Genomic DNA, 18,986 nt, shown 5'->3' with positions numbered 1-18,986 from the left:
CCTCCCTCACCGCCGCTTACGGAGGGCCCCATGGCGTCCACGCTCCCCGACCCGAGTCCCGATGCGCGGACCCTGTCCGCCGAGGAGGCCGTCCCCGCGTCCCGGGGCTCCGGCGGAGTGGAGTCGCACGGCATCGACCACATACCGGACTCCGAACGCCGGGGCAGACCAAGGGAGTTGTTCTCGGTGTGGGCCGCCGCCAACGTCAACTACCTGAGCCTGGTGATCGGCGGGGCGCTGGTGCTGATGGGCCTGAGCCTGTGGCAGGCGCTCGCGGTGATCGTCGTGGGCAATCTGTTCTGGCTGCTCACCGGGCTGCTCGCGGTGCCAGGTCCGGCGGCGGGCGCGCCGAGCGAGGTCATCACGCGGACGCTGTACGGGGTGCGCGGCAACCGGGTCAACAACGCGGTGACCGGCTGGCTGATCTCCGTCTGCTACTTCGCGCTCAACCTGGCCGCCGCGGCCACCGCCGCCTTCTCCCTGGTGGGCGACACCGGGCTGCCGGTGAACACGACGGTGAAGGCGCTCGTGGTGGTGCTCATCGCCGCGCTCACCCTCGCCATCAGCGTCTACGGCCATGCCGCCATCGTCCGTCTCTATCCGCCGATCACCCTCGCCCTGACGGCCGTGTTCGCGGTCCTCGCCGTCGCGGTGCTGCGGCACACGGACTTCGGGTACGTCCCGGAGCGTCCGCTGAGCGGCCACGCGCTGTGGGCGACGGTCCTCGCGGGTGTCGCCCTGATCGCCTCGGGCCCCCTGTCGTACACCACCAGCGCCGACTTCTCCCGCTATCTGCCGCGCGCCACCCCGGCGCGGGCGGTGGCCGGCTGGACGGCGTTCGGCGGGTTCCTGCCCGGGGTGCTGGTGTGCGGGCTCGGCGCGTGTGCCGCGACCGCCGTCGACATGAACGACCCGGAATCCTCCCTCCAGCCGCTGCTGGCCGCCTGGTTCCGGCCGGTCTTCCTGCTCGCGCTGGTCCTCGGCACCATCGCCCTGAACGCGCTGACCGCCTACAGCGCGGGTCTCGCCCTCCAGGCCGTCGGCCTGCGCATCCGCCGCCAGGTCAGCGTCCTGATCGACGGCACGGTGTCCGTCTCGCTCACCCTGTACGCGCTGCTGGTCTCGAACTTCCTGGACACGGTCGGCGATGTGCTCCAGCTGACCGTGGTGCTGCTCGGTCCCAGTACGGCCGTGTACGCCGTCGACATCGTGCTGCGCCGCAACCGGTACGACGGCCCGACGCTCGCCGACGAGAGCCCGGCCGGGCCCTTCTGGTTCACCGGTGGCGTCAACTGGCGTGGCGCGCTGGCCCTCTGCCTGGGCGTGGCCGCCTCCGCGCTGTGCGTCGACACGGTCTACACCGGCCCGCTGGCCACCGCCCTCGGCGGGGTGGACCTCGCCCTCCCGGCGGGCCTCGTGGTGTCCGCCGTCGCCTACGCGCTGCTGATGCGTACCGGCGCGCGCTCTGGACGGCGCCCTGAGCATCCGTGAGACTGGGCCGGGTCGGACGCCCCGGTTTCCAGGACGGTGCCATGGAAGAGGAAGTCCCGCGCGTACAGCTGACCGAGCGCGCCCAGGAACTGGTGCGCCGGCTGCGCGCCCAGCACGGGCCGCTGATGTTCCATCAGTCCGGCGGCTGCTGCGACGGCAGCGCGCCCATGTGCTACCCGGACGGCGAGTTCCGCACCGGCGGCTCGGACGTGCTGCTCGCCGAACTGGACGTGTCGGGCGTGGCGGAGCCGGTCACCTTCTGGATGTCGCGCAGCCAGTACGAGGTCTGGAGTCATACCCGGCTCATCGTGGACGTCGTCCCGGGCCGGGGCAGCGGATTCTCTCTGGAGGCACCCGAGGGGGTGCGTTTTCTCACCCGTTCTCGCGTAGTCGACGCCTAGTCCGCCCGCCGGCCGCCCCGGTCTGCTGCACTGCCCCTGGAAGCAGGGACAGTTGACGAGACATCAGGGGGCACGGTGACCAGACGTCGCAGGCGTTCGGCAGCGGGCAGAGCGGTTCTCACGGTTGTCACGGCGTTCGGCGTACTGGCCGGCGCGGCCCTCGCGGGGGCGGCGCCGGCCGGTGCCGTTCCGGCGGGCACCACCATCGCGCCGGGCGTCACCTACCGGCAGTTCGACCTCCCCGCGGCCGCGGGCACCACGCACGCCCATCTGCTCACGGTCGACCTCGGCGATCCACGGGTGCGCGTCGATCTGCTGCACCCGGGCGCGGTGGCCGCCCGTGCCACGGTCTCCAAGATGGCGAACGCGGCCAGGGCGGTCGCGGGCGTCAACGGGGACTTCTTCGACATCACCGAGAGCCAGCACCCGGGCGTGGACCCCACCGGGGCGAGCGTCGGCCCTGCCGTGGCGAACGGCCGGGTGCTCAAGGCCGCGGTGCCGGACGGCCAGCGCTTCGGACCCGCGCTGCCTCCGGGTACGGACACCGAGGACGTCCTCGGCGTGGGCACCGACCACCGGGCCCGCCTGGACCGCCTCACCCTGACCGGCTCGGTCCGCACCCCGGCGGGCAGCCTGCCGCTGAAGGGCCTCAACCAGTACGCGCTGCCGCAGAATTCGATCGGCGCCTACACCTCCGCGTGGGGCAGCGCCTCGCGCGGGCGCGCGGTGTGCGGCACCGACACGGACCGGGGGGCGGGGTGCGGCGCCGAGACGTACGAGGTGACGGTGCGCGGCGGCCGGGTGGTCTCCGTCGCAGGCGCCCCGGGCAGCGGCGCGATCCCGGTGGGCACCACGGTCCTGCTGGGCCGCGAGGAGGGCGCCCGGCGACTGCGTGAACTCGCCGTCGGGGACGCGGTGTCCGTGACCCACCGGCTGGTCGCGGCGGCCTCCAGGGTCGCCTACGTCTTCGCGCTCGGCGGCTTCCCGGTGCTGCGCGACGGCGCGCCGCTCGCCGGGCTGAACGACACCACCTCGGCGGTGCGCACCGTGGTGGGCCTCGACGACGGCGGGCGACGGCTGCTGATCCTGGCCCTGGACGGCGCCGTCGCCTACCGGTCCGGTCTGACGGTCGCCGAAGAGGCCGCCGCCATGCGCTCGTTGGGCGCCACCGACGCGTTCAACCTGGACGGCGGCGGATCCTCCGAGATGGTCACCCGGGGCGCCGGGGCGGCCGCCGTGACGGTCCGCAACCATCCCAGCGGCGGCGCCGAGCGGCCCGTGGCGAACGGGGTCGGCGTCTTCGCCACGGGCTGACCCGGCTCAGGGCCGCAGGCTGCTCACCAGGGCGGCCGTCGCGTCGAGCCCGTTGTGGATGGTCGGCGCCATGCTCGAACACGCCAGATAGAAGCCGAGCATCACGCACACCAGTCCGTGGGAGACCTTCAGCGAACCGTTGCGCATGAAGATCACGGCCAGGATCAGGAGCAGCAGCACCACAGAGATGGAAATCGCCATCGGGAACCTCCTCCGCCACGCCCATGAGCGGCGTCGGCCGCAAGTGTGGCGTAGCGGAGGGTTCCGCCGGGCAGCTGACATGTCCTCCGATCGTGTGATGTTTCAGGTGTTACCGCCCTACCGCTGCTCTAAGGGGCCCGCAGATCGACCAGTTCGGCCAGGGCCTCGCGGTGGCGGCCCGCGGTGCCGTAGGCGAGGGAGTCGGCCTTGGCCCGCTTCAGGCACAGGTGCACGGGGTGCTCCCAGGTCATGCCGATCCCGCCGTGCAGCTGAAGCGCCTCCTCGGCGGCGCGGACGGCGACGGGGGCGGCGTACGCCTGGGCGACGGCCACCGTGATGTCGGTGTCCGCGCCGGTGGCCAGGGCGTCGGCGGCGGCGCGCGCGGCGGCCCGCAGGTTCACCACCTCCAGCCACAGCTGGGCGAGCCGGTGCTTGAGCGCCTGGAACCCGCCGACCGGCCGGTTGAACTGCTTGCGCTCCTTGAGGTATCGCACCGTCTCCGTCAACGCCCAGTCGGCGAGCCCCAGTTGCTCGGAGGCGAGCAGTCCTGCGGCGACCCGCAGGGCACGTCGTACGGCGGGCTCGGCGTCACCGAGGCGGCGGCCGGACGCCCCGTCGAGGGTGACGGTGGCGAGCGGCCGGGTGAGGTCGAGCGAGACCTGGGGCGTGCGGGTGACGGCCTCGGCGGCCACGGCGTACAGCCCGCCGTCGTCGGCCGGGACGAGCAGCACATCGGCGACGGCCGCGTCCGCGATGCCGGTCAACTCGCCGTGCAGGGTGCCGTCTTCGAGTCGTGCGACCGGTACCGGGGTGCCCGGCCCGAGGTGCAGTCCGACGGCGAGCACGCCGATGGTGCGTCCGGTCGCGAGCCTGCCCAGCAGTTCCTCGTCGCCGCAGCCGAGCAGTGCCTCGGTGGCCACGACCGCGCTGGTGAGGTACGGCACCGGGGCGACCGCCCGGCCCAACTCCTCCAGGACGACGGCGGCTTCGCGGTGGCCCGCGCCCTGACCCCCGAGCGCCTCGGGGATCAGCAGCCCGGCCAGGCCCATGCTCTGCGCGAGGGACTTCCACAGATCGAGGTCGTGCGGGGCCGCCGACTCGGCCCGGGCGGCGACATCGGCCGCAGTGCAGTGGTCGGTGAGCAGGTCCCGTACGGCCGCCCGCAGCGCGTCCTCCTCCTGTGAGTACAGCAGGTCGGTCATCGGGCCAGGTCCTTCCAGGCGACGTCCTTGTCGGTGCGCGACTCGGCGGGCAGCCCGAGGACGCGTTCGGCGACGATGTTCAGCAGGACCTCGCTGGTCCCGCCCTCGATGCTGTTGCCCTTGGCCCGCAGATAGCGGTATCCGGCGTCCCGTCCGGTGAAGTCCACCAGTTCCGGGCGGCGCATGGTCCAGTCGTCGTACAACAGGCCCTCTTCGCCCCGGAGTTCCACTTCCAGGCCGCTGATCTCCTGGTTGAGGCGGGCGAAGGCGAGCTTCATGCCGGCGCCCTCGGGTCCGGGCTGGCCGACGGTGAGCTGCTGGCGCAGGCGTTCGCCGGTGAGCCGGGCGACCTCGGCCTCCACCCACAGCTTCAGCAGCCGCTGGTGCAGATCGTGGGTGCGCAGCTCAGGGCGTTCCCGCCAGGTCTTCGCCACCGGGCCGATCATGCCGCCCTCGCGGGGCAGCCGCATGCCGCCGATGGCGACGCGTTCGTTGTTGAGCGTGGTCTGCGCGACCCGCCAGCCCTCGCCGACCGCGCCGAGGCGGCGGCTGTCGGGGATGCGGACGTCGGTGAGGAACACCTCGTTGAACTCGGCCTCACCGGTGATCTGCCGCAGCGGCCGGACCTCGACACCGGGGTCGGTCATGTCGCACACGAAGTAGGTGATGCCCTGGTGCTTGGGCACGGCCGGGTCGGTGCGGGCGATCAGGATGGCCCAGCGGGCGAGATGGGCGCTGGAGGTCCACACCTTCTGCCCGTTGACCACCCAGTCGTCGCCCTCCCGGACGGCCCGGGTGCCGAGCGCGGCCAGGTCGGATCCGGCGCCGGGCTCGCTGAACAGCTGGCACCAGACCTCCTCGCCCGTCCACAGGGGCCGCAGCAGCCGGCGCTTCTGCTCCTCGGTGCCGTACTGGAGGATCGTCGGGGCGGCCATGCCGAGGCCGATACCGATCCGCCGGGGGTCGTTGTCGGGGGCGCCCGCCGCCTCCAACTCGGCGTCCACCACGGCCTGGAGGGAGCGTGGCGCGCCGAGGCCGCCCAGCCCCTCGGGGTAGTGCACCCAGGCGAGGCCCGCGTCGAAGCGGGCGCGCAGGAAGTCCAGCCGCTCGGTCCGCCCGGGCGGGTGTGCGGCGAGGAACTCCCGGGTGCGGTCGCGCAGTTCACCGGCATCGCTCACGCGGCCACCTCCGTCGTCACGGCGATCCGGCCGGTGCTGCGCCCGTCCGCCACCTTCTGCACGGCCGCCGCGGCCCCCGCCAGCGGCACCCGCTCACTCACCAGCGGCTTGATCGCGCCGCGCGCGGCCAGCTCGGTCAGCTGCTCGTGGCAGTGCTGGACCAGCTTGGGGTTCTTGGTGTTGTACAGGCCCCAATGGAGGCCCAGGACCGCGTAGTTCTTCACCAGGGCGTGGTTGAGCGCCGGGGTCGGGATGGTGCCGCTGGCGAAGCCGACGACCACGATCCGGCCCTCGAAGGCGACCAGCTTGGCGGACTGGGCGTAGGCCTCGCCGCCGACGGGGTCGTAGATCACATCCGCGCCGCGCCCGCCGGTGGCCGCCTTCACGGTGGCGATGACGTCCTCGGCGCGCCGGTCCACGACCAGATCGCAGCCCAGCTCCCGGGCGACCGCCGCCTTCTCGGCGCCGCCGACCACGCCGATCACGGTGGCGCCCGCCGCCTTGCCGAGCTGTACGGCCGCGCTGCCGACGCCACCGGCCGCGGCATGCACCAGCAGGGTCTCGCCCGCTTCGAGCCGGGCCCGGCGGTGCAGCCCGAACCAGCCGGTCTGGTAGCCGATGTGCAGCGCGGCGGCCTCCGCGTCGTCCAGCGCCTTCGGCGCGGGCAGCAGGGCGGCGGCGTCCGCGAGGGCGTACTCGGCGAAGCCGCCGTAGGGCAGTGCGGGGGTGGCGAGCACCCGGCGGCCGTCCTCGGTCTCGCCGCAGATCTCCACGCCCGGGGTGAACGGCAGCGGCGGCCGTACCTGGTACTGCCCCCGGCACAGCAGCGCGTCGGGGAAGTTGACGTTGGCCGCCCGCACCCGCAGCAGCACCTGGCCGTCGCCCGGGACGGGCCGCCCGGTCTCGGTGAGGCGCATCACCTCACTCGGCTCGCCGTTCTCGTGCACCTGCCATGCCTGCATACGGGGCCTCCACGCGACCGCATCGTCCGACCGGATCCGCCCGCATACTAAGCGGTCGCTTGCCCATCAGGGAACACCCCCCTGGACGCTCATGTGCGCGCCGCCGGGCGCGCCCGCACATGCATCCGCTCTCCTTGGGGCCCGAACAGGCTCAGAAACTCCACCGGACCCTCCCCCGCGGACCCGAACCAGTGCGGGACCCGGGTGTCGAACTCGGCCGCCTCCCCGGCCGCCAGCACCACATCGTGCTCGCCGAGCACCAGCCGCAGCCGCCCGGACAGCACGTACAGCCACTCGTACCCCTCATGGCTGCGCGGCTCCGGTTCCTCCGTGCGCCGGGGTTCGAGGACCTTGTACGCCTGGAGGCCGCCGGGCTGGCGGGTCAGCGGCCAGAACGTACGGCCGTGGCGCCGCATCGGCTCGGCGCGCACCCGGGGGTCGCCGACGGGCGGCGCACCGACCAGTTCGTCCAGCGGGACCTGGTGGGCCTGGGCGATCGGCAGCAGCAGCTCCAGGCTGGCTCTGCGCAGGCCGGACTCCAGGCGGGACAGCGTGCTCGCGGAGATGCCGGTGGCCCGGGAGAGCGCGGCCAGCGTCACCTCCCGCTCCTTGCGGATCCGGCGCAGCCGGGGTCCCACCTCGGCCAGGACGTCTTCGGTACTCATACGGGTATTGCAGATTCAGCACGTCCAGTTGTCAATCCCGCAAATCCGAGGGTCCGCACGGGTGCGCCCCCAGGGGCGCGGGGAACCGCGCGACCAGCCACGACGGACCCGCGCCGGACAACGAGACCGGAGGCCATCGCGCCACACCGCGCGTCCGGCGGAGCCCTGCGGCACGCTGAGGGCATGTTGCTCAGTCGGCTCGCGGAGGTCTCGGGGGAGGTGGCGGCGACGGCGGCCAGGTCACGGAAGATCGCGTTGCTCGCCGAGTTGTTCCGGGAGGCGGAGGCGGAGGATGTGCCGGTGGTCATCCCGTATCTCGCGGGGCGGCTGCCGCAGGGGCGGCTCGGGGTCGGCTGGAAGGTGCTGGGGCGGCACGTACCGGCGGCTCCCGAGGCCACGCTCACCGTCCGCGAGGTCGACGCGGCCCTGACCGAGCTGGGCCGGGTGTCCGGGCCCGGTTCCCAGGCCGAGCGCGCCCGGCTCGTCGGCGCGCTGCTGGGCGCCGCCACCGAGGCCGAGCAGCGCTTCCTCCTCGGTCTACTCTCCGGTGAGGTACGCCAGGGCGCCCTGGACGCCGTCGCGGTGGAGGGCCTCGCCCGGGCGACCGGCGCGGCGGCGGGGGACGTACGCCGGGCGGTGATGCTGTCCGGCTCGCTCCAGGCCGTCGCCGAGGCCCTGCTGGGCGAGGGACCCGACGCGCTCGACCGGTTCCGGCTCACCGTCGGCCGGCCCGTGCTGCCGATGCTGGCGCACAGCGCGTCCTCCGTCGCCGAGGCCGTTCAGAAGCTGGGCGCCTGCGCGGTGGAGGAGAAGCTGGACGGCATCCGGGTCCAGGTGCACCGGGACGGCGACACGGTCCGCGTACACACCCGCACCCTGGACGACATCACCGCCCGGCTCCCCGAAGTGACGGCCGCCGCACTGGAGTTGAGCGGCGACCGGTTCATCCTGGACGGCGAGGTGATCTCCTTCGACGCGGCCGGGCGGCCCCGGTCCTTCCAGGAGACCGCGGGCCGCGTCGGCTCCCGCGCGGACGTGGCGCGGGCGGCCGAACAGGTCCCGGTCTCCCCCGTCTTCTTCGACGTCCTCGCGGCGGACGACCGCGAACTGCTCGACCTGCCCTTCGCCGAGCGGCACGCGCACCTGGCCCGGCTGGTGCCCGAGCCGATGCGGGTGAGGCGCACGCTGGCCGAGGGCCCCGGGGACATCCCGGCCGCGCAGCGCTTCCTCGCCGACACCCTGGCCCGCGGCCACGAGGGCGTGGTGGTGAAGTCGCTGGCCGCCCCCTACAGCGCGGGCCGCCGCGGTGCCGCCTGGCTCAAGGTCAAGCCGGTGCACACCCTCGACCTGGTGGTACTGGCCGCCGAATGGGGCCACGGCAGACGCACCGGCAAACTGTCCAACCTGCACCTCGGCGCCCGCACCGCGGCCGGCGGCTTCGCGATGCTCGGCAAGACCTTCAAGGGCCTGACGGACGCCCTGCTCGCCTGGCAGACCGAACGGCTGCTGCGGCTGGCGGTCGAGGACGACGGCTGGACGGTCCGGGTGCGCCCCGAACTCGTCGTGGAGATCGCCTACGACGGCCTCCAGCGCTCCTCCCGCTACCCGGCCGGCGTCACCCTGCGCTTCGCCCGCGTGCTCCGCTACCGCGAGGACAAGAGCCCCGCCGAGGCCGATACCGTGGAGGCCCTGCTCGCCGCCCACCCGGAGGTCACACCGTGACGGTGCGTACGACGAAACGCAGCGCGGGACTGCTGGTGTACCGGCACACCGGCGACGGGCTCGAAGTGCTGCTCGGCCATATGGGCGGCCCGCTGTGGGCGAAGAAGGAGGCCGGCGCCTGGACCGTCCCCAAGGGCGAGTACGAGGCCGGCGAGCCCTCGTGGGAGGCGGCCCGGCGGGAGTTCCAGGAGGAGCTGGGCCTGGCGCCGCCCGACGGGGAGGCCGTACCGCTCGGCGAGGTCGTACAGCGCAACGGCAAGGTCGTCACGGCCTGGGCGCTGCCCGGGGACCCGGACCTGACCGGCTTCAGCCCCGGCACCTTCACCATGGAGTGGCCGCCGCGCTCGGGGCGGCAGACGGAGTTCCCGGAGCTGGACCGGGTGGCCTGGCTCGGCCTGCCGGAGGCCCGTGAGGTGATCATCACCGCGCAGGCCGCGTTTCTCGACCGGCTGGCGGAGCACTCGGGCTGAACAGGCGACCTGGCGTTGCGCCCCGGCGGGCCGCGCGCGAAGGTCGAAGCACAGCCCGCTTCCAGGGGAGGTCAGCCATGCCCATCGCCACGGTCAACCCGGCGAACGGCGAGACGCTCAAGACGTACGAGGCCATGGGCGAGGAGGAGCTGGAACGCCGGCTCCAGCTCGCCGAGGCCACGTTCCGCACGTACCGGACGACGCCGTTCGCCGAGCGCGCCCGGTTGCTGAACCGGGCCGCCGGCCTGCTGGAGGAGGACCAGCAGGAGATCGGCAGGGTCATGACCACCGAGATGGGCAAGCCGGTCAAGCAGGCCCGCGCGGAGGCCGCCAAGTGCGCCAAGGCCATGCGCTGGTACGCGGAGCACGCCGAGGCCCTGCTCGCCGACGAGGAACCCGCCGAGGCGGACGTCCGCGACTCCGGGGCGGCCCGGGTCCGGGTCCGCTACCGCCCGCTGGGCCCGGTGCTCGCGGTGATGCCCTGGAACTTCCCGCTCTGGCAGGTGATCCGGTTCGCCGCGCCCGCGCTGATGGCGGGCAATGTGGGTCTGCTCAAGCACGCCTCCAACGTGCCGCAGACCGCCCTGTATCTGGAGGACCTGTTCCACCGGGCGGGCTTCACCGAGGGCTGTTTCCAGACGCTGCTGGTCGGCTCAGCCGCGGTGGACGACATCCTGCGCGACGAGCGGGTCAAGGCGGCCACCCTCACCGGCAGCGAGCCCGCCGGGCGCGCGGTCGCCGCCACATCCGGGGAGATGATCAAGAAGACGGTCCTGGAGCTGGGCGGCAGTGACCCGTTCGTGGTCATGCCCTCCGCCGACGTCGACCGGGCCGCCGAGGTCGCGGTGACCGCGCGCGTGCAGAACAACGGGCAGTCCTGCATCGCGGCCAAGCGGTTCATCGTGCACCGCGATGTCTACGACGCCTTCGCCGAACGGTTCGTGGCGGGCATGAAGGCGCTCAGGATCGGCGACCCGCTGGAGGAGGACACCGAGGTCGGACCGCTCGCCAGCGAGCAGGGCCGCGCGGACCTGGAGGAGCTGGTCGACGACGCGCGGCGCAGCGGGGCCGAGGTGCTGTGCGGCGGCAGCCGCCCCGAGGGGCCCGGCTGGTACTACCCGCCGACCGTGCTCGCCGGGATCACCCGCGAGATGCGCATCCACCGCGAGGAGGCGTTCGGACCGGTCGCCACGCTGTACCGGGCCGACGATCTGGACGAGGCGCTGCTCATCGCCAACGACTCGCCGTTCGGACTGAGTTCGAATGTATGGACACGCGAGGAGAGCGAAGTCGAGCGGTTCGCACGGGACCTGGAGGCCGGGGCGGTGTACGTCAACGGGATGACCGCCTCCCATCCGGCGTTCCCCTTCGGCGGTGTGAAGCGCTCGGGGTACGGGCGTGAGCTGTCCGGGCACGGAATGCGGGAGTTCTGCAACATCACCACGGTTTGGCAGAGTGCGTGAGGTATGCGCGGCTACCATCTTCTTTTGTGAACCGCGAAGTGACTCTGCCTCTGATCGTCGACGACCGCGGGACCCTTCAGGTGGCCGCCGCCGATGTGAGCAAGTTGTTGCGGACCGTGGGCGGACGCTGGCTGCGGCTGGTCGAGACCGGCGAACAGCGGCTGGACGAGGACACGGTGGCCGAGCTGACGATCGAACTCGCCAAGCTGGCCGACCGTATCGACGTGGCGTGCATCGCGCACAGCAGCGGGGCGCCGTAGGCCTTTCCAGCGGCCCCGTTGTCGAAGCCGTAGTGCGCGCGGGCCCGTGGCGGTCCGCGCGCAAGTTCCGCCCCGCGTGACGTAGTTGGCCGTCAGGGCCACGATCACGTCCGCCGGGGACGCGTCGAGCGTGAGCCGGGCGACGTACGCGGGACATGCCTGGCAGCCGGCCCGGGGGACGTATCCGCGCGCGTTCCGCCGTACCCCCGCATGCCTCGGCGAAGGCCGTGAGGCGCCCGGCGGCCGGCTCCTCCCCCGCCGCGAGAGCGCTCGATGGAGGCGGCGGACGCGGAGTCGACGCGGGCGGCCAGGTGTTCGAAGGCGGCTCGGTCGGCGAGGATCACCCACCGCTGTTCCGGGGCCGGCACAGCCAAGATCTCGACGGCTGCCCGGCCGCGTTCGACGAGCGGCACGACCCGGTTGGCCGCGGGGTCCCGGGCAAGGGCTCGACGGCCGTCCCCAGCAGGGCTTTCGCGTTAACGGTCGGCACGGATTTTTCCCTCGTCCGGCCTCGGAAGTCCTCCTTCGAGCCTGATGCGGCGTCCCCGATTCGGAGTAACCCAGCGCGAGATCGTGGTCCTGACGGGTGACGGTGGGTGGAGCACCTCCTGAGGTGAACCACCTTCTGACCGGTGGGTGAAGGCCCGCCGGACACGCGGAAAGCAGGGACGGTTCATGGCGACTTTGTGCAGACCCTCGGTGTCGGTCCCGGAGCACGTGATCACGATGGAGGAGACGCTGGAGCTGGCGCGCTCCCGCCACGCGGACCACCCTCAACTGGCGCTGGCACTGAGGCTCATCGAGAACACCGGCGTGAAGACCCGGCACATCGTGCAGCCCATCGAGGAGACCCTCAAGCACCCCGGCTTCGAGGACCGCAACAAGCTCTACGAGCACGAGGCCAAGGCCCGGGTGCCCGCGGTGATCCAGCGGGCGCTGGACGACGCCGAACTCCTCACCACCGACATCGACGTGATCATCTACGTGTCGTGCACGGGCTTCATGATGCCCTCGCTCACGGCCTGGCTGATCAACGAGATGGACTTCGACAGCACCACCCGGCAGCTGCCCATCGCCCAGCTGGGCTGCGCGGCCGGCGGTGCGGCGATCAACCGGGCCCACGACTTCTGCACGGCGTACCCGAACGCCAACGCGCTGATCGTGGCCTGCGAGTTCTGCTCGCTGTGCTACCAGCCCACCGACCTCGGCGTCGGCTCGCTGCTGTCCAACGGCCTGTTCGGTGACGGCATCGCCGCCGCCGTGGTGCGCGGACGCGGCGGCCGGGGCGTCAAGCTGGAGCGCAACGGCTCCTACCTGATCCCGAAGACCGAGGACTGGATCGCCTACGACGTCCGGGCCACCGGCTTCCACTTCCTGCTGGACAAGCGGGTGCCGACCACCATGGAGCCACTCGCCCCGGCGCTCAAGGACCTGGCGGGCAACCACGGCTGGGACGCCACCGACCTGGACTTCTACATCATCCACGCCGGCGGTCCCCGCATCCTCGACGACCTCAGCAAGTTCCTGGAGGTCGAGCCGAACGCGTTCCGGTTCAGCCGGTCCACGCTCACCGAGTACGGCAACATCGCGAGCGCCGTCGTCCTGGACGCGCTGCGCCGGCTGTTCGACGAGGGCGGCCCCGAGGAGCGGGCGCGCGGACTGCTCGCCGGCTTCGGCCCCGGCATCACCGCCGAGATGACGGTCGGCCGCTGGACCGACGGCGACGGGGGCGGGCGATGACGGAGACCGAGGAGGCGACTCTCACCGAGGCCGTGCCGCCGGTCCGTCACTGGCCGGCGCTCGACCTCACCGGAACCGACTTCGACCCGGTGCTCGCCGAGCTGATGCGCGAGGGCCCGGTCACCCGCATCCAGCTGCCCAACGGCGAGGGCTGGGCGTGGCTGGTCACCCGGCACGACGATGTGCGCATGGTGACCAACGACCCCCGCTTCGGCCGCGAGGCCGTCATGGACAAGCCGGTCACCCGGCTCGCCCCGCACTTCATACCGGACCGCGGCGCGGTCGGCTTCCTGGACCCGCCCGACCACACCCGGCTGCGCCGCTCGGTCACCGCGGCCTTCACGGCCAAGGGCGTGGAGCGGGTGCGCGAGAAGGCGCGCGACATGCTGGACGAGCAGATCGACCAGCTCCTCAAGGACGGCCCGCCGGCCGATCTGACGGCGGCGATCCTCAGCCCGTTCCCCATCGCGGTGATCTGCGAGCTGATGGGCGTCCCGGCCGCCGACCGGCACGACATGCACGAGTGGACCCAGCTGATCCTGTCCTCCGCGCACGGCAAGGAGGTCAGCGAGCGGGCCAAGCGCGAGATGAGCGCGTACTTCTCCGGTCTCATCGGGGCGCGCGGGAGCAGCACGGCCGAGGACGTCACCTCGCTGCTGGGCGCCGCCGTGAGCGCGGGCGAGGTCACCTTGGAGGAGGCCGTCGGACTCGCCGTCCTCCTCCAGATCGGCGGCGAGGCGGTCACCAACAACAGCGGGCAGATGTTCTATCTGCTGCTGACCCGCCCCGGCCTGGCCGAACGGCTGCGCCACGAACCGGAGATCCGCCCGAAGGCGATCGACGAGCTGCTGCGGTACATCCCGCACCGCAACGCGGTCGGCCTGTCCCGGATCGCCCTTGAGGACGTGGAGATCAGGGGCGTGCGCATTCGCGCGGGCGACGCGGTCTATGTGTCGTACCTGGCCGCGAACCGCGACCCGGAGGTCTTCCCCGACCCGGAGGAGATCGACTTCTCCCGGTGTCCCAACCCGCATGTGTCGTTCGGTTTTGGACCGCACTACTGCCCGGGGGGGCAGCTGGCCCGGCTGGAGTCCGAGCTGCTGGTCGACGCGCTGCTGGACCGGATCCCGGGTCTCAAGCTGGCCGTACCGGCCGAGGAGGTGCCCTTCAAGAAGGGGGCGCTGATCCGCGGTCCCGAGGCCCTGCCCGTGATGTGGTGAGCCGGCGATGACGACGATCGAAGGGCTGACCTCGGCATCGGTCGACGGGCTGCTCGTACCGCCTGGCCAGGGCCGGGTGGTGGAGACACCCGCACAGCGGGTCACGTTCAAGGTCACCGGCACGCACTCGCGGATGGCCTCCACCTTCGAGGTGGAGGTGCCGCCGGGCTTCGACGTCGGCGCCCATGTGCACACCCGCAGTGAGGAGTTGTTCTACGTCCTGGAGGGCGAGCTGGACGTGCTCGCCTTCGAGCCCCGCATCCGCACCCCGGACAGCTGGAAGGGGTGGGAGTCGAGTTCGGGCAACCGGGTGGTGCGGGCGACCCCGGGCACGGTCATCGTCGTACCTCCCGGCTGTCCGCACGCCTTCGCGAACCCCACGGACACCCCCGCCAAGATGTTCTTCCAGGCGAGCCCGCCGCCCGACCACGAGCGCTATTTCGAGGAACTCCTCGAAATCCTCCGCGACGGCGGCCCGCCCGACCAGGAGGCGATTGAGGCGCTGCGGCTGAAGTACGACATCGAACAACTCACGCCTCTGAAACACCGGTGAGTCGAGCGCCCCCGAAGGGGCGCGGGGAACTGTGCGATCAGCCACTGCCAACAGGCGGCCGACATCGCACAGTTCCCCTTTTCGGCATTACCGAAAAGCGAGCGGAGCGCTACCGGATCGGCATTCCGGAAAGCGTCCGGGCGATGACGAGCCGCTGAATCTCGCTCGTCCCCTCGAAAATCGTGTAAATGGCCGCGTCCCGGTGCATCCGCTCCACCGGGTATTCCCGGGTGTACCCGTTCCCGCCCAGGATCTGGATCGCCTGCGCGGTCACCTTCTTCGCGGTCTCGCTGGCGAACAGCTTCGACATCGAGCCCTCGGCGGCCGTGAACCGCTTGCCGCTGATGGCCATCCAGGACGCCCGCCACACCAGCAGCCGGGCCGCGTCGATCTGCGTCCGCATATCGGCGAGCTGGAATGCGACGCCCTGGTTGTCGATGATGGGACGCCCGAACTGCTCCCGCGTCCTGGCATATTCGAGCGCGACCTCATAAGCGGCGCGTGCGGTGCCGACGGCCATCGCGCCCACCGCGGGCCGGGACGCCTCGAACGTGGCCATCGCCGCGTTCTTCACACGTTCGCCACCGGCCGCCTTCGCCTTCTCCCGGGCGCGCGCCAGACGCTCGTCCAGCTTCTCCTTGCCGCCGAGCAGGCAGGAACCGGGAACCCGCACGTCATCGAGGACGACCTCGGCGGTGTGCGAGGCGCGGATGCCGTGCTTCTTGAACTTCTGGCCCTGTGCGAGACCCCGCGTGCCCGGCGGGATGATGAAGGACGCGTGGCCCTTGGAGCCCAGCTCCGGGTCGACGCTGGCCACGACGACATGGACGTTGGCGATGCCGCCGTTGGTCGCCCAGGTCTTCGTGCCGTTGATCACCCACTCGTCGTTGGCCTCGTCGTACACCGCGCGCGTGCGCATCGACGCCACATCGGAGCCGGCGTCGGGCTCGGAGGAGCAGAACGCGGCGACCTTCACATCGGTGGCGTCGCCGTACATCTGCGGGATCCAGGTGCCGATCTGCTCCTCGGTGCCGTTGGCGAGGACGCCCACCGCGGCCAGGCCGGTGCCCACGATGGACAGGGCTATCCCCGCGTCGCCCCAGAACAGTTCCTCCATGGCCATCGGAATGCCGAGGCCGGTGGGGTCGAAGTACTGCTGCGCGTAGAAGTCGAGGGAGTAGATGCCGACCTTCGCGGCCTCCTGGATCACCGGCCAGGGGGTCTCCTCGCGCTCGTCCCACTCGGCGGCCGCGGGCCGGATCACATCGGCGGCGAAGCCATGGAGCCAGTCCCGGACTTCCTTCTGTTCGTCGTTCAGCTCCATGGTGAACTCGGCCATGTCCCCTCCAGCGGCGGTACGATGTGTTACTTGCGGTAACCCGAGTCTGTTACTGACCGGTAGGAAAAGTCAACCTGCGCTGACTCCCCGGCATCCCGTTCGATGTCAGCGGCCCGGTGAGTGTTAGTTTGCGCAGGCGTCACCGAATCAACACGGGTGGGGAGAGCATTCATGGACACCACACAGCGGACCGATCAGCAACGGTCCGCCGACCGCCGACGGCGCGAGCTGCTGGAGGCCGCGGACCGGGTGGTGCTCCGCGACGGCCCGCAGGCGTCGATGAACGCGATCGCCGCCGAGGCGGGCATCACCAAGCCCATCCTCTACCGGCACTTCGGCGACAAGGGCGGACTCTACGCCGCGCTCGCCAAGCGGCACACCGACGCCCTGCTGTCCTCCCTGCGGGCCGCGCTCGACGCCCCCGCGGAGCGGCGCGAGCGGGTCGAGTCCACGCTGGACACCTACCTCGCCGCCATCGAGGCCCGACCCCAGGTCTACCGGTTCCTGATGCACCCCTCCGAGGGCAGCACCGGCGCCGACCAGGGTTTCGACGTCGGCAAGCACAGCGCCCCGCTGCTGCGGCGGATGGGCGAGGACCTGGCCCAGGTCATCGAGGAGCGGGTGGACCTCGGCCCCGGCAGCCAGCAGCTCGCCCGGGTGTGGGGGCACGGGATCGTCGGCATGATGCACGCGGCCGGCGACTGGTGGCTCGGCGAACGCCCGTGCTCGCGCGCCGAGTTGGTGCGCTCGCTGGCCGATCTGCTGTGGGGGCGGCTCGCGGCCGCCGGGGACCGGGTGGGCGGCCCGGGGTTCTGAGCCACCGTTCACCGGCCCCGAGACGGACCCCGCGGGGGTCACCGGCTCCAGGCGGCCCGCCCGATCTGCCGCTCCAGCCTCCGCCCGCGCCACCCGGTCACACGGTCCGCGTACACCCGGCCCGCCAGGTGGTCGCACTCGTGCTGGAGGCAGCGCGCGAAGAAGCCCGTGCCATGGACGGTGACGGGCTCGCCGGTGACCGTGAAACCCTCGACCACGGCATGGTCGTACCGCTCGGTGCCCGCCTCCAGACCCGGCAGGGACAGACAGCCCTCGGGCCCCCGCAGCACGATCCCGTCCGTCGCGACCAGACGGGGATTCACCACATGCCCGAGATGCCGGACATCGTCGTCGTCCGGGCAGTCGTAGACGAACACCCGCAGCGGCACCCCGACCTGATTCGCGGCCAGGCCCACCCCCTGGGCCGCGTACATCGTGGCGAACAGGTCCTCCACGAGTGTCGCGAGGCCGGGGCCGAAGTCGGTGACGTCCTCGCAGCGTTCGCGCAGGCAGGGGTCGCCGAGCAGGGTGAGAGGCCGGACGCGCCCGTGGACGCCCGGAATGGAACCGTGTCGCATGGCGGCAAGGGTACGGTTCGTTCAGCTCATGCCCGCCGCAGTGGGTGCGGACCGGGATTCGGGTGTGCGAATGGATCTCGATAGGCTGAGGGTTCACACCACGTTGCCGGATGGCCCCAGGCGCGGCGCGTACGCAAGGAGGATCGAGAACTGATGGCAGGCAACTCGGACCCGCTCACGCCGCGGGCCAAGCTGGCCGTGACCGCGGGCAAGGCGGTCGCGGCGGCATCGCGGGCCGCCGGACGTGGCAGCGGGTCGGTGATCGGGGGCAAGGTCGCGCTGCGACTCGACCCCGACCTCCTGGCGCGGCTGGCCCAGAACCTGGACGTCATCCTGGTGTCCGCCACCAACGGCAAGACCACCACCACCCGGCTCATCGCGGAGGCGCTGCGCGCCGCGGGCCCGGTCGTGTCGAACGCGCTCGGCGCCAACATGCCGGCCGGCATCACCTCCGCGCTGGCGGGCGGCTCGGACGCCAAGTTCGGCGTCATAGAGGTCGACGAGAAGTACCTGGCCGGAGTGGCCCGGGACACCGACCCGAAGTGCATCGCGCTGCTGAACCTCTCCCGCGACCAGCTCGACCGCGCCGCCGAGACCCGGATGCTCGCCGAGAACTGGCGCGAGGGCCTGGCCGGCTCCAAGGCGGTCGTCATCGCCAACTGCGACGACCCGCTGGTCGTCTGGGCCGCCTCCTCGTCCCCGAACGTGGTCTGGGTCGCGGCCGGGCAGATGTGGAAGGACGACGCCTGGTCCTGCCCGTCCTGCGGCGGCGTGATGCAGCGCCCCGGCGACGACTGGTACTGCGGTGAGTGCGGCTTCCGCCGGCCCACGCCCACCTGGGCACTGTCCGGGGACCACGTCCTCGACCCGCACGGCTCCGCCTGGCCGATCCACCTCCAGCTGCCGGGTCGCGCCAACAAGGCCAACGCGGCCAGCTCCGCCGCCGTCGCCGCCGTCTTCGGGGTGCCGCCGCAGGTCGCCCTGGAGCGGATGTACCAGGTGCAGGCGGTGGCCGGCCGGTACGACGTCGTGCAGTTCCAGAACCGCGATCTGCGCCTGCTGCTGGCCAAAAACCCGGCCGGCTGGCTGGAGACCTTCTCGCTGATCGACCCGCCGCCCGCCCCGGTGATCCTGTCCGTGAACGCCCGCGGGGCCGACGGCACCGACACCTCCTGGCTGTGGGACGTCGACTACACCCGGCTCACCGGTCACCCGATCCTCGTGCTCGGCGACCGCAAGCTGGACCTCGCGGTACGCCTGGAGGTCGCGGGCCAGCACTTCCAGGTCTGCGAGAACCTCGACCAGGCCGTGCAGCTGTGCCCGCCCGGCCGGATCGAGGTCATCGCGAACTACACCGCGTTCCAGGACCTGCGCCGCCGCGTCGGCAACTGATCTTCGAAGGGGATCACCT

Annotated in this window: 19 protein-coding genes; 12 read left to right on the top strand and 7 right to left on the bottom strand. The window is 72.1% G+C overall.

Features of this window, described 5'->3' with window-relative positions; genetic code table 11:
* The first annotated feature begins 30 nt into the window (after positions 1 to 30).
* From HEP81_RS32890 to HEP81_RS32880, 3 genes are all read left to right on the top strand, one after another.
* Positions 31 to 1,491, top strand: a complete 1,461-nt coding sequence (locus tag HEP81_RS32890; protein WP_037658877.1) for a purine-cytosine permease family protein — start codon at positions 31 to 33, stop codon at positions 1,489 to 1,491.
* Positions 1,492 to 1,532: 41 nt separating this feature from the next.
* Entirely contained in the window at positions 1,533 to 1,892 is a 360-nt protein-coding gene (locus HEP81_RS32885) for a DUF779 domain-containing protein (protein ID WP_037658874.1), read from the top strand.
* Positions 1,893 to 1,967: 75 nt separating this feature from the next.
* The gene (locus tag HEP81_RS32880; RefSeq protein ID WP_078967519.1) at positions 1,968 to 3,206 is read left to right on the top strand and encodes a phosphodiester glycosidase family protein; all 1,239 of its coding nucleotides are present in this window, start codon (positions 1,968 to 1,970) and stop codon (positions 3,204 to 3,206) included.
* A 6-nt stretch (positions 3,207 to 3,212) separates the two neighbouring features.
* On the opposite strand, the gene HEP81_RS32875 is transcribed toward HEP81_RS32880, so the two are convergent.
* The 5 genes from HEP81_RS32875 to HEP81_RS32855 all read right to left on the bottom strand — a co-directional run bounded on the left by HEP81_RS32875 (position 3,213) and on the right by HEP81_RS32855 (position 7,414).
* Positions 3,213 to 3,407 carry a hypothetical protein gene (locus HEP81_RS32875; protein ID WP_037658873.1) on the bottom strand — a complete coding sequence of 65 codons (195 nt, stop codon included), beginning with the start codon at positions 3,405 to 3,407 and terminating at the stop codon, positions 3,213 to 3,215.
* Positions 3,408 to 3,535: 128 nt separating this feature from the next.
* Complete coding sequence (locus HEP81_RS32870) at positions 3,536 to 4,609, bottom strand: acyl-CoA dehydrogenase family protein (RefSeq protein WP_037658871.1); 1,074 nt, start codon at positions 4,607 to 4,609, stop codon at positions 3,536 to 3,538.
* On the bottom strand, positions 4,606 to 5,787 hold the full coding sequence (locus HEP81_RS32865; protein WP_037658870.1) for an acyl-CoA dehydrogenase family protein: 1,182 nt from the start codon (positions 5,785 to 5,787) through the stop codon (positions 4,606 to 4,608). The genes HEP81_RS32870 and HEP81_RS32865 overlap by 4 nt, the downstream gene beginning before the upstream one ends.
* The gene (locus HEP81_RS32860) at positions 5,784 to 6,749 is read right to left on the bottom strand and encodes an NADPH:quinone oxidoreductase family protein (protein WP_037658869.1); all 966 of its coding nucleotides are present in this window, start codon (positions 6,747 to 6,749) and stop codon (positions 5,784 to 5,786) included. The genes HEP81_RS32865 and HEP81_RS32860 overlap by 4 nt, the downstream gene beginning before the upstream one ends.
* Before the next feature lie 89 nt (positions 6,750 to 6,838).
* Positions 6,839 to 7,414, bottom strand: coding sequence for a helix-turn-helix domain-containing protein (locus HEP81_RS32855; RefSeq protein WP_037658867.1), 576 nt, complete (start codon positions 7,412 to 7,414; stop codon positions 6,839 to 6,841).
* 183 nt (positions 7,415 to 7,597) lie between these two features.
* Between HEP81_RS32855 and HEP81_RS32850 the strand changes: the two genes are divergently transcribed.
* From HEP81_RS32850 to HEP81_RS32820, 7 genes are all read left to right on the top strand, one after another.
* Positions 7,598 to 9,136 carry an ATP-dependent DNA ligase gene (locus HEP81_RS32850; protein WP_037658866.1) on the top strand — a complete coding sequence of 513 codons (1,539 nt, stop codon included), beginning with the start codon at positions 7,598 to 7,600 and terminating at the stop codon, positions 9,134 to 9,136.
* Positions 9,133 to 9,606 carry an NUDIX hydrolase gene (locus tag HEP81_RS32845; protein ID WP_037658865.1) on the top strand — a complete coding sequence of 158 codons (474 nt, stop codon included), beginning with the start codon at positions 9,133 to 9,135 and terminating at the stop codon, positions 9,604 to 9,606. The genes HEP81_RS32850 and HEP81_RS32845 overlap by 4 nt, the downstream gene beginning before the upstream one ends.
* Before the next feature lie 77 nt (positions 9,607 to 9,683).
* Positions 9,684 to 11,069 (top strand): NADP-dependent succinic semialdehyde dehydrogenase, encoded by a 1,386-nt coding sequence (locus HEP81_RS32840; RefSeq protein WP_037658863.1) that lies wholly within the window; start codon positions 9,684 to 9,686, stop codon positions 11,067 to 11,069.
* Between the two features lie 26 nt (positions 11,070 to 11,095).
* Positions 11,096 to 11,329: a DUF6213 family protein gene (locus HEP81_RS32835; protein ID WP_037658862.1), complete on the top strand. Its 234-nt coding sequence runs from the start codon at positions 11,096 to 11,098 to the stop codon at positions 11,327 to 11,329.
* A 675-nt stretch (positions 11,330 to 12,004) separates the two neighbouring features.
* Entirely contained in the window at positions 12,005 to 13,069 is a 1,065-nt protein-coding gene (locus tag HEP81_RS32830) for a type III polyketide synthase (protein ID WP_037658861.1), read from the top strand.
* A complete protein-coding gene (locus HEP81_RS32825) occupies positions 13,066 to 14,289 on the top strand; it encodes a cytochrome P450 (protein WP_037658860.1) in 1,224 nt (407 codons plus the stop codon). The genes HEP81_RS32830 and HEP81_RS32825 overlap by 4 nt, the downstream gene beginning before the upstream one ends.
* Positions 14,290 to 14,296: 7 nt before the next feature.
* Positions 14,297 to 14,842 carry a cupin domain-containing protein gene (locus HEP81_RS32820; RefSeq protein ID WP_037658859.1) on the top strand — a complete coding sequence of 182 codons (546 nt, stop codon included), beginning with the start codon at positions 14,297 to 14,299 and terminating at the stop codon, positions 14,840 to 14,842.
* Between the two features lie 109 nt (positions 14,843 to 14,951).
* Here the strand turns inward: HEP81_RS32820 and HEP81_RS32815 are convergent, their stop codons facing one another.
* Positions 14,952 to 16,181 carry an acyl-CoA dehydrogenase family protein gene (locus HEP81_RS32815; RefSeq protein ID WP_037658858.1) on the bottom strand — a complete coding sequence of 410 codons (1,230 nt, stop codon included), beginning with the start codon at positions 16,179 to 16,181 and terminating at the stop codon, positions 14,952 to 14,954.
* Positions 16,182 to 16,352: 171 nt separating this feature from the next.
* Here HEP81_RS32815 and HEP81_RS32810 point away from each other — a divergent pair, with 171 nt between their 5' ends.
* Positions 16,353 to 16,997 carry a TetR/AcrR family transcriptional regulator gene (locus tag HEP81_RS32810; protein WP_037658857.1) on the top strand — a complete coding sequence of 215 codons (645 nt, stop codon included), beginning with the start codon at positions 16,353 to 16,355 and terminating at the stop codon, positions 16,995 to 16,997.
* A 38-nt stretch (positions 16,998 to 17,035) separates the two neighbouring features.
* Here the strand turns inward: HEP81_RS32810 and def are convergent, their stop codons facing one another.
* Positions 17,036 to 17,575 (bottom strand): peptide deformylase, encoded by a 540-nt coding sequence (def, locus tag HEP81_RS32805; RefSeq protein ID WP_037658855.1) that lies wholly within the window; start codon positions 17,573 to 17,575, stop codon positions 17,036 to 17,038.
* Positions 17,576 to 17,728: 153 nt separating this feature from the next.
* Between def and HEP81_RS32800 the strand changes: the two genes are divergently transcribed.
* The gene (locus tag HEP81_RS32800) at positions 17,729 to 18,967 is read left to right on the top strand and encodes a MurT ligase domain-containing protein (protein WP_037658853.1); all 1,239 of its coding nucleotides are present in this window, start codon (positions 17,729 to 17,731) and stop codon (positions 18,965 to 18,967) included.
* Positions 18,968 to 18,986: the final 19 nt, after the last annotated feature.

Origin of the sequence: Streptomyces griseofuscus, from assembly GCF_014673495.1 — a bacterium.
GTDB classification, from domain to species: Bacteria; Actinomycetota; Actinomycetes; order Streptomycetales; family Streptomycetaceae; genus Streptomyces; species Streptomyces murinus.
Note: the sequence above shows the minus strand (reverse complement) of the source record. Positions and strands in the feature narration are given on the sequence as shown.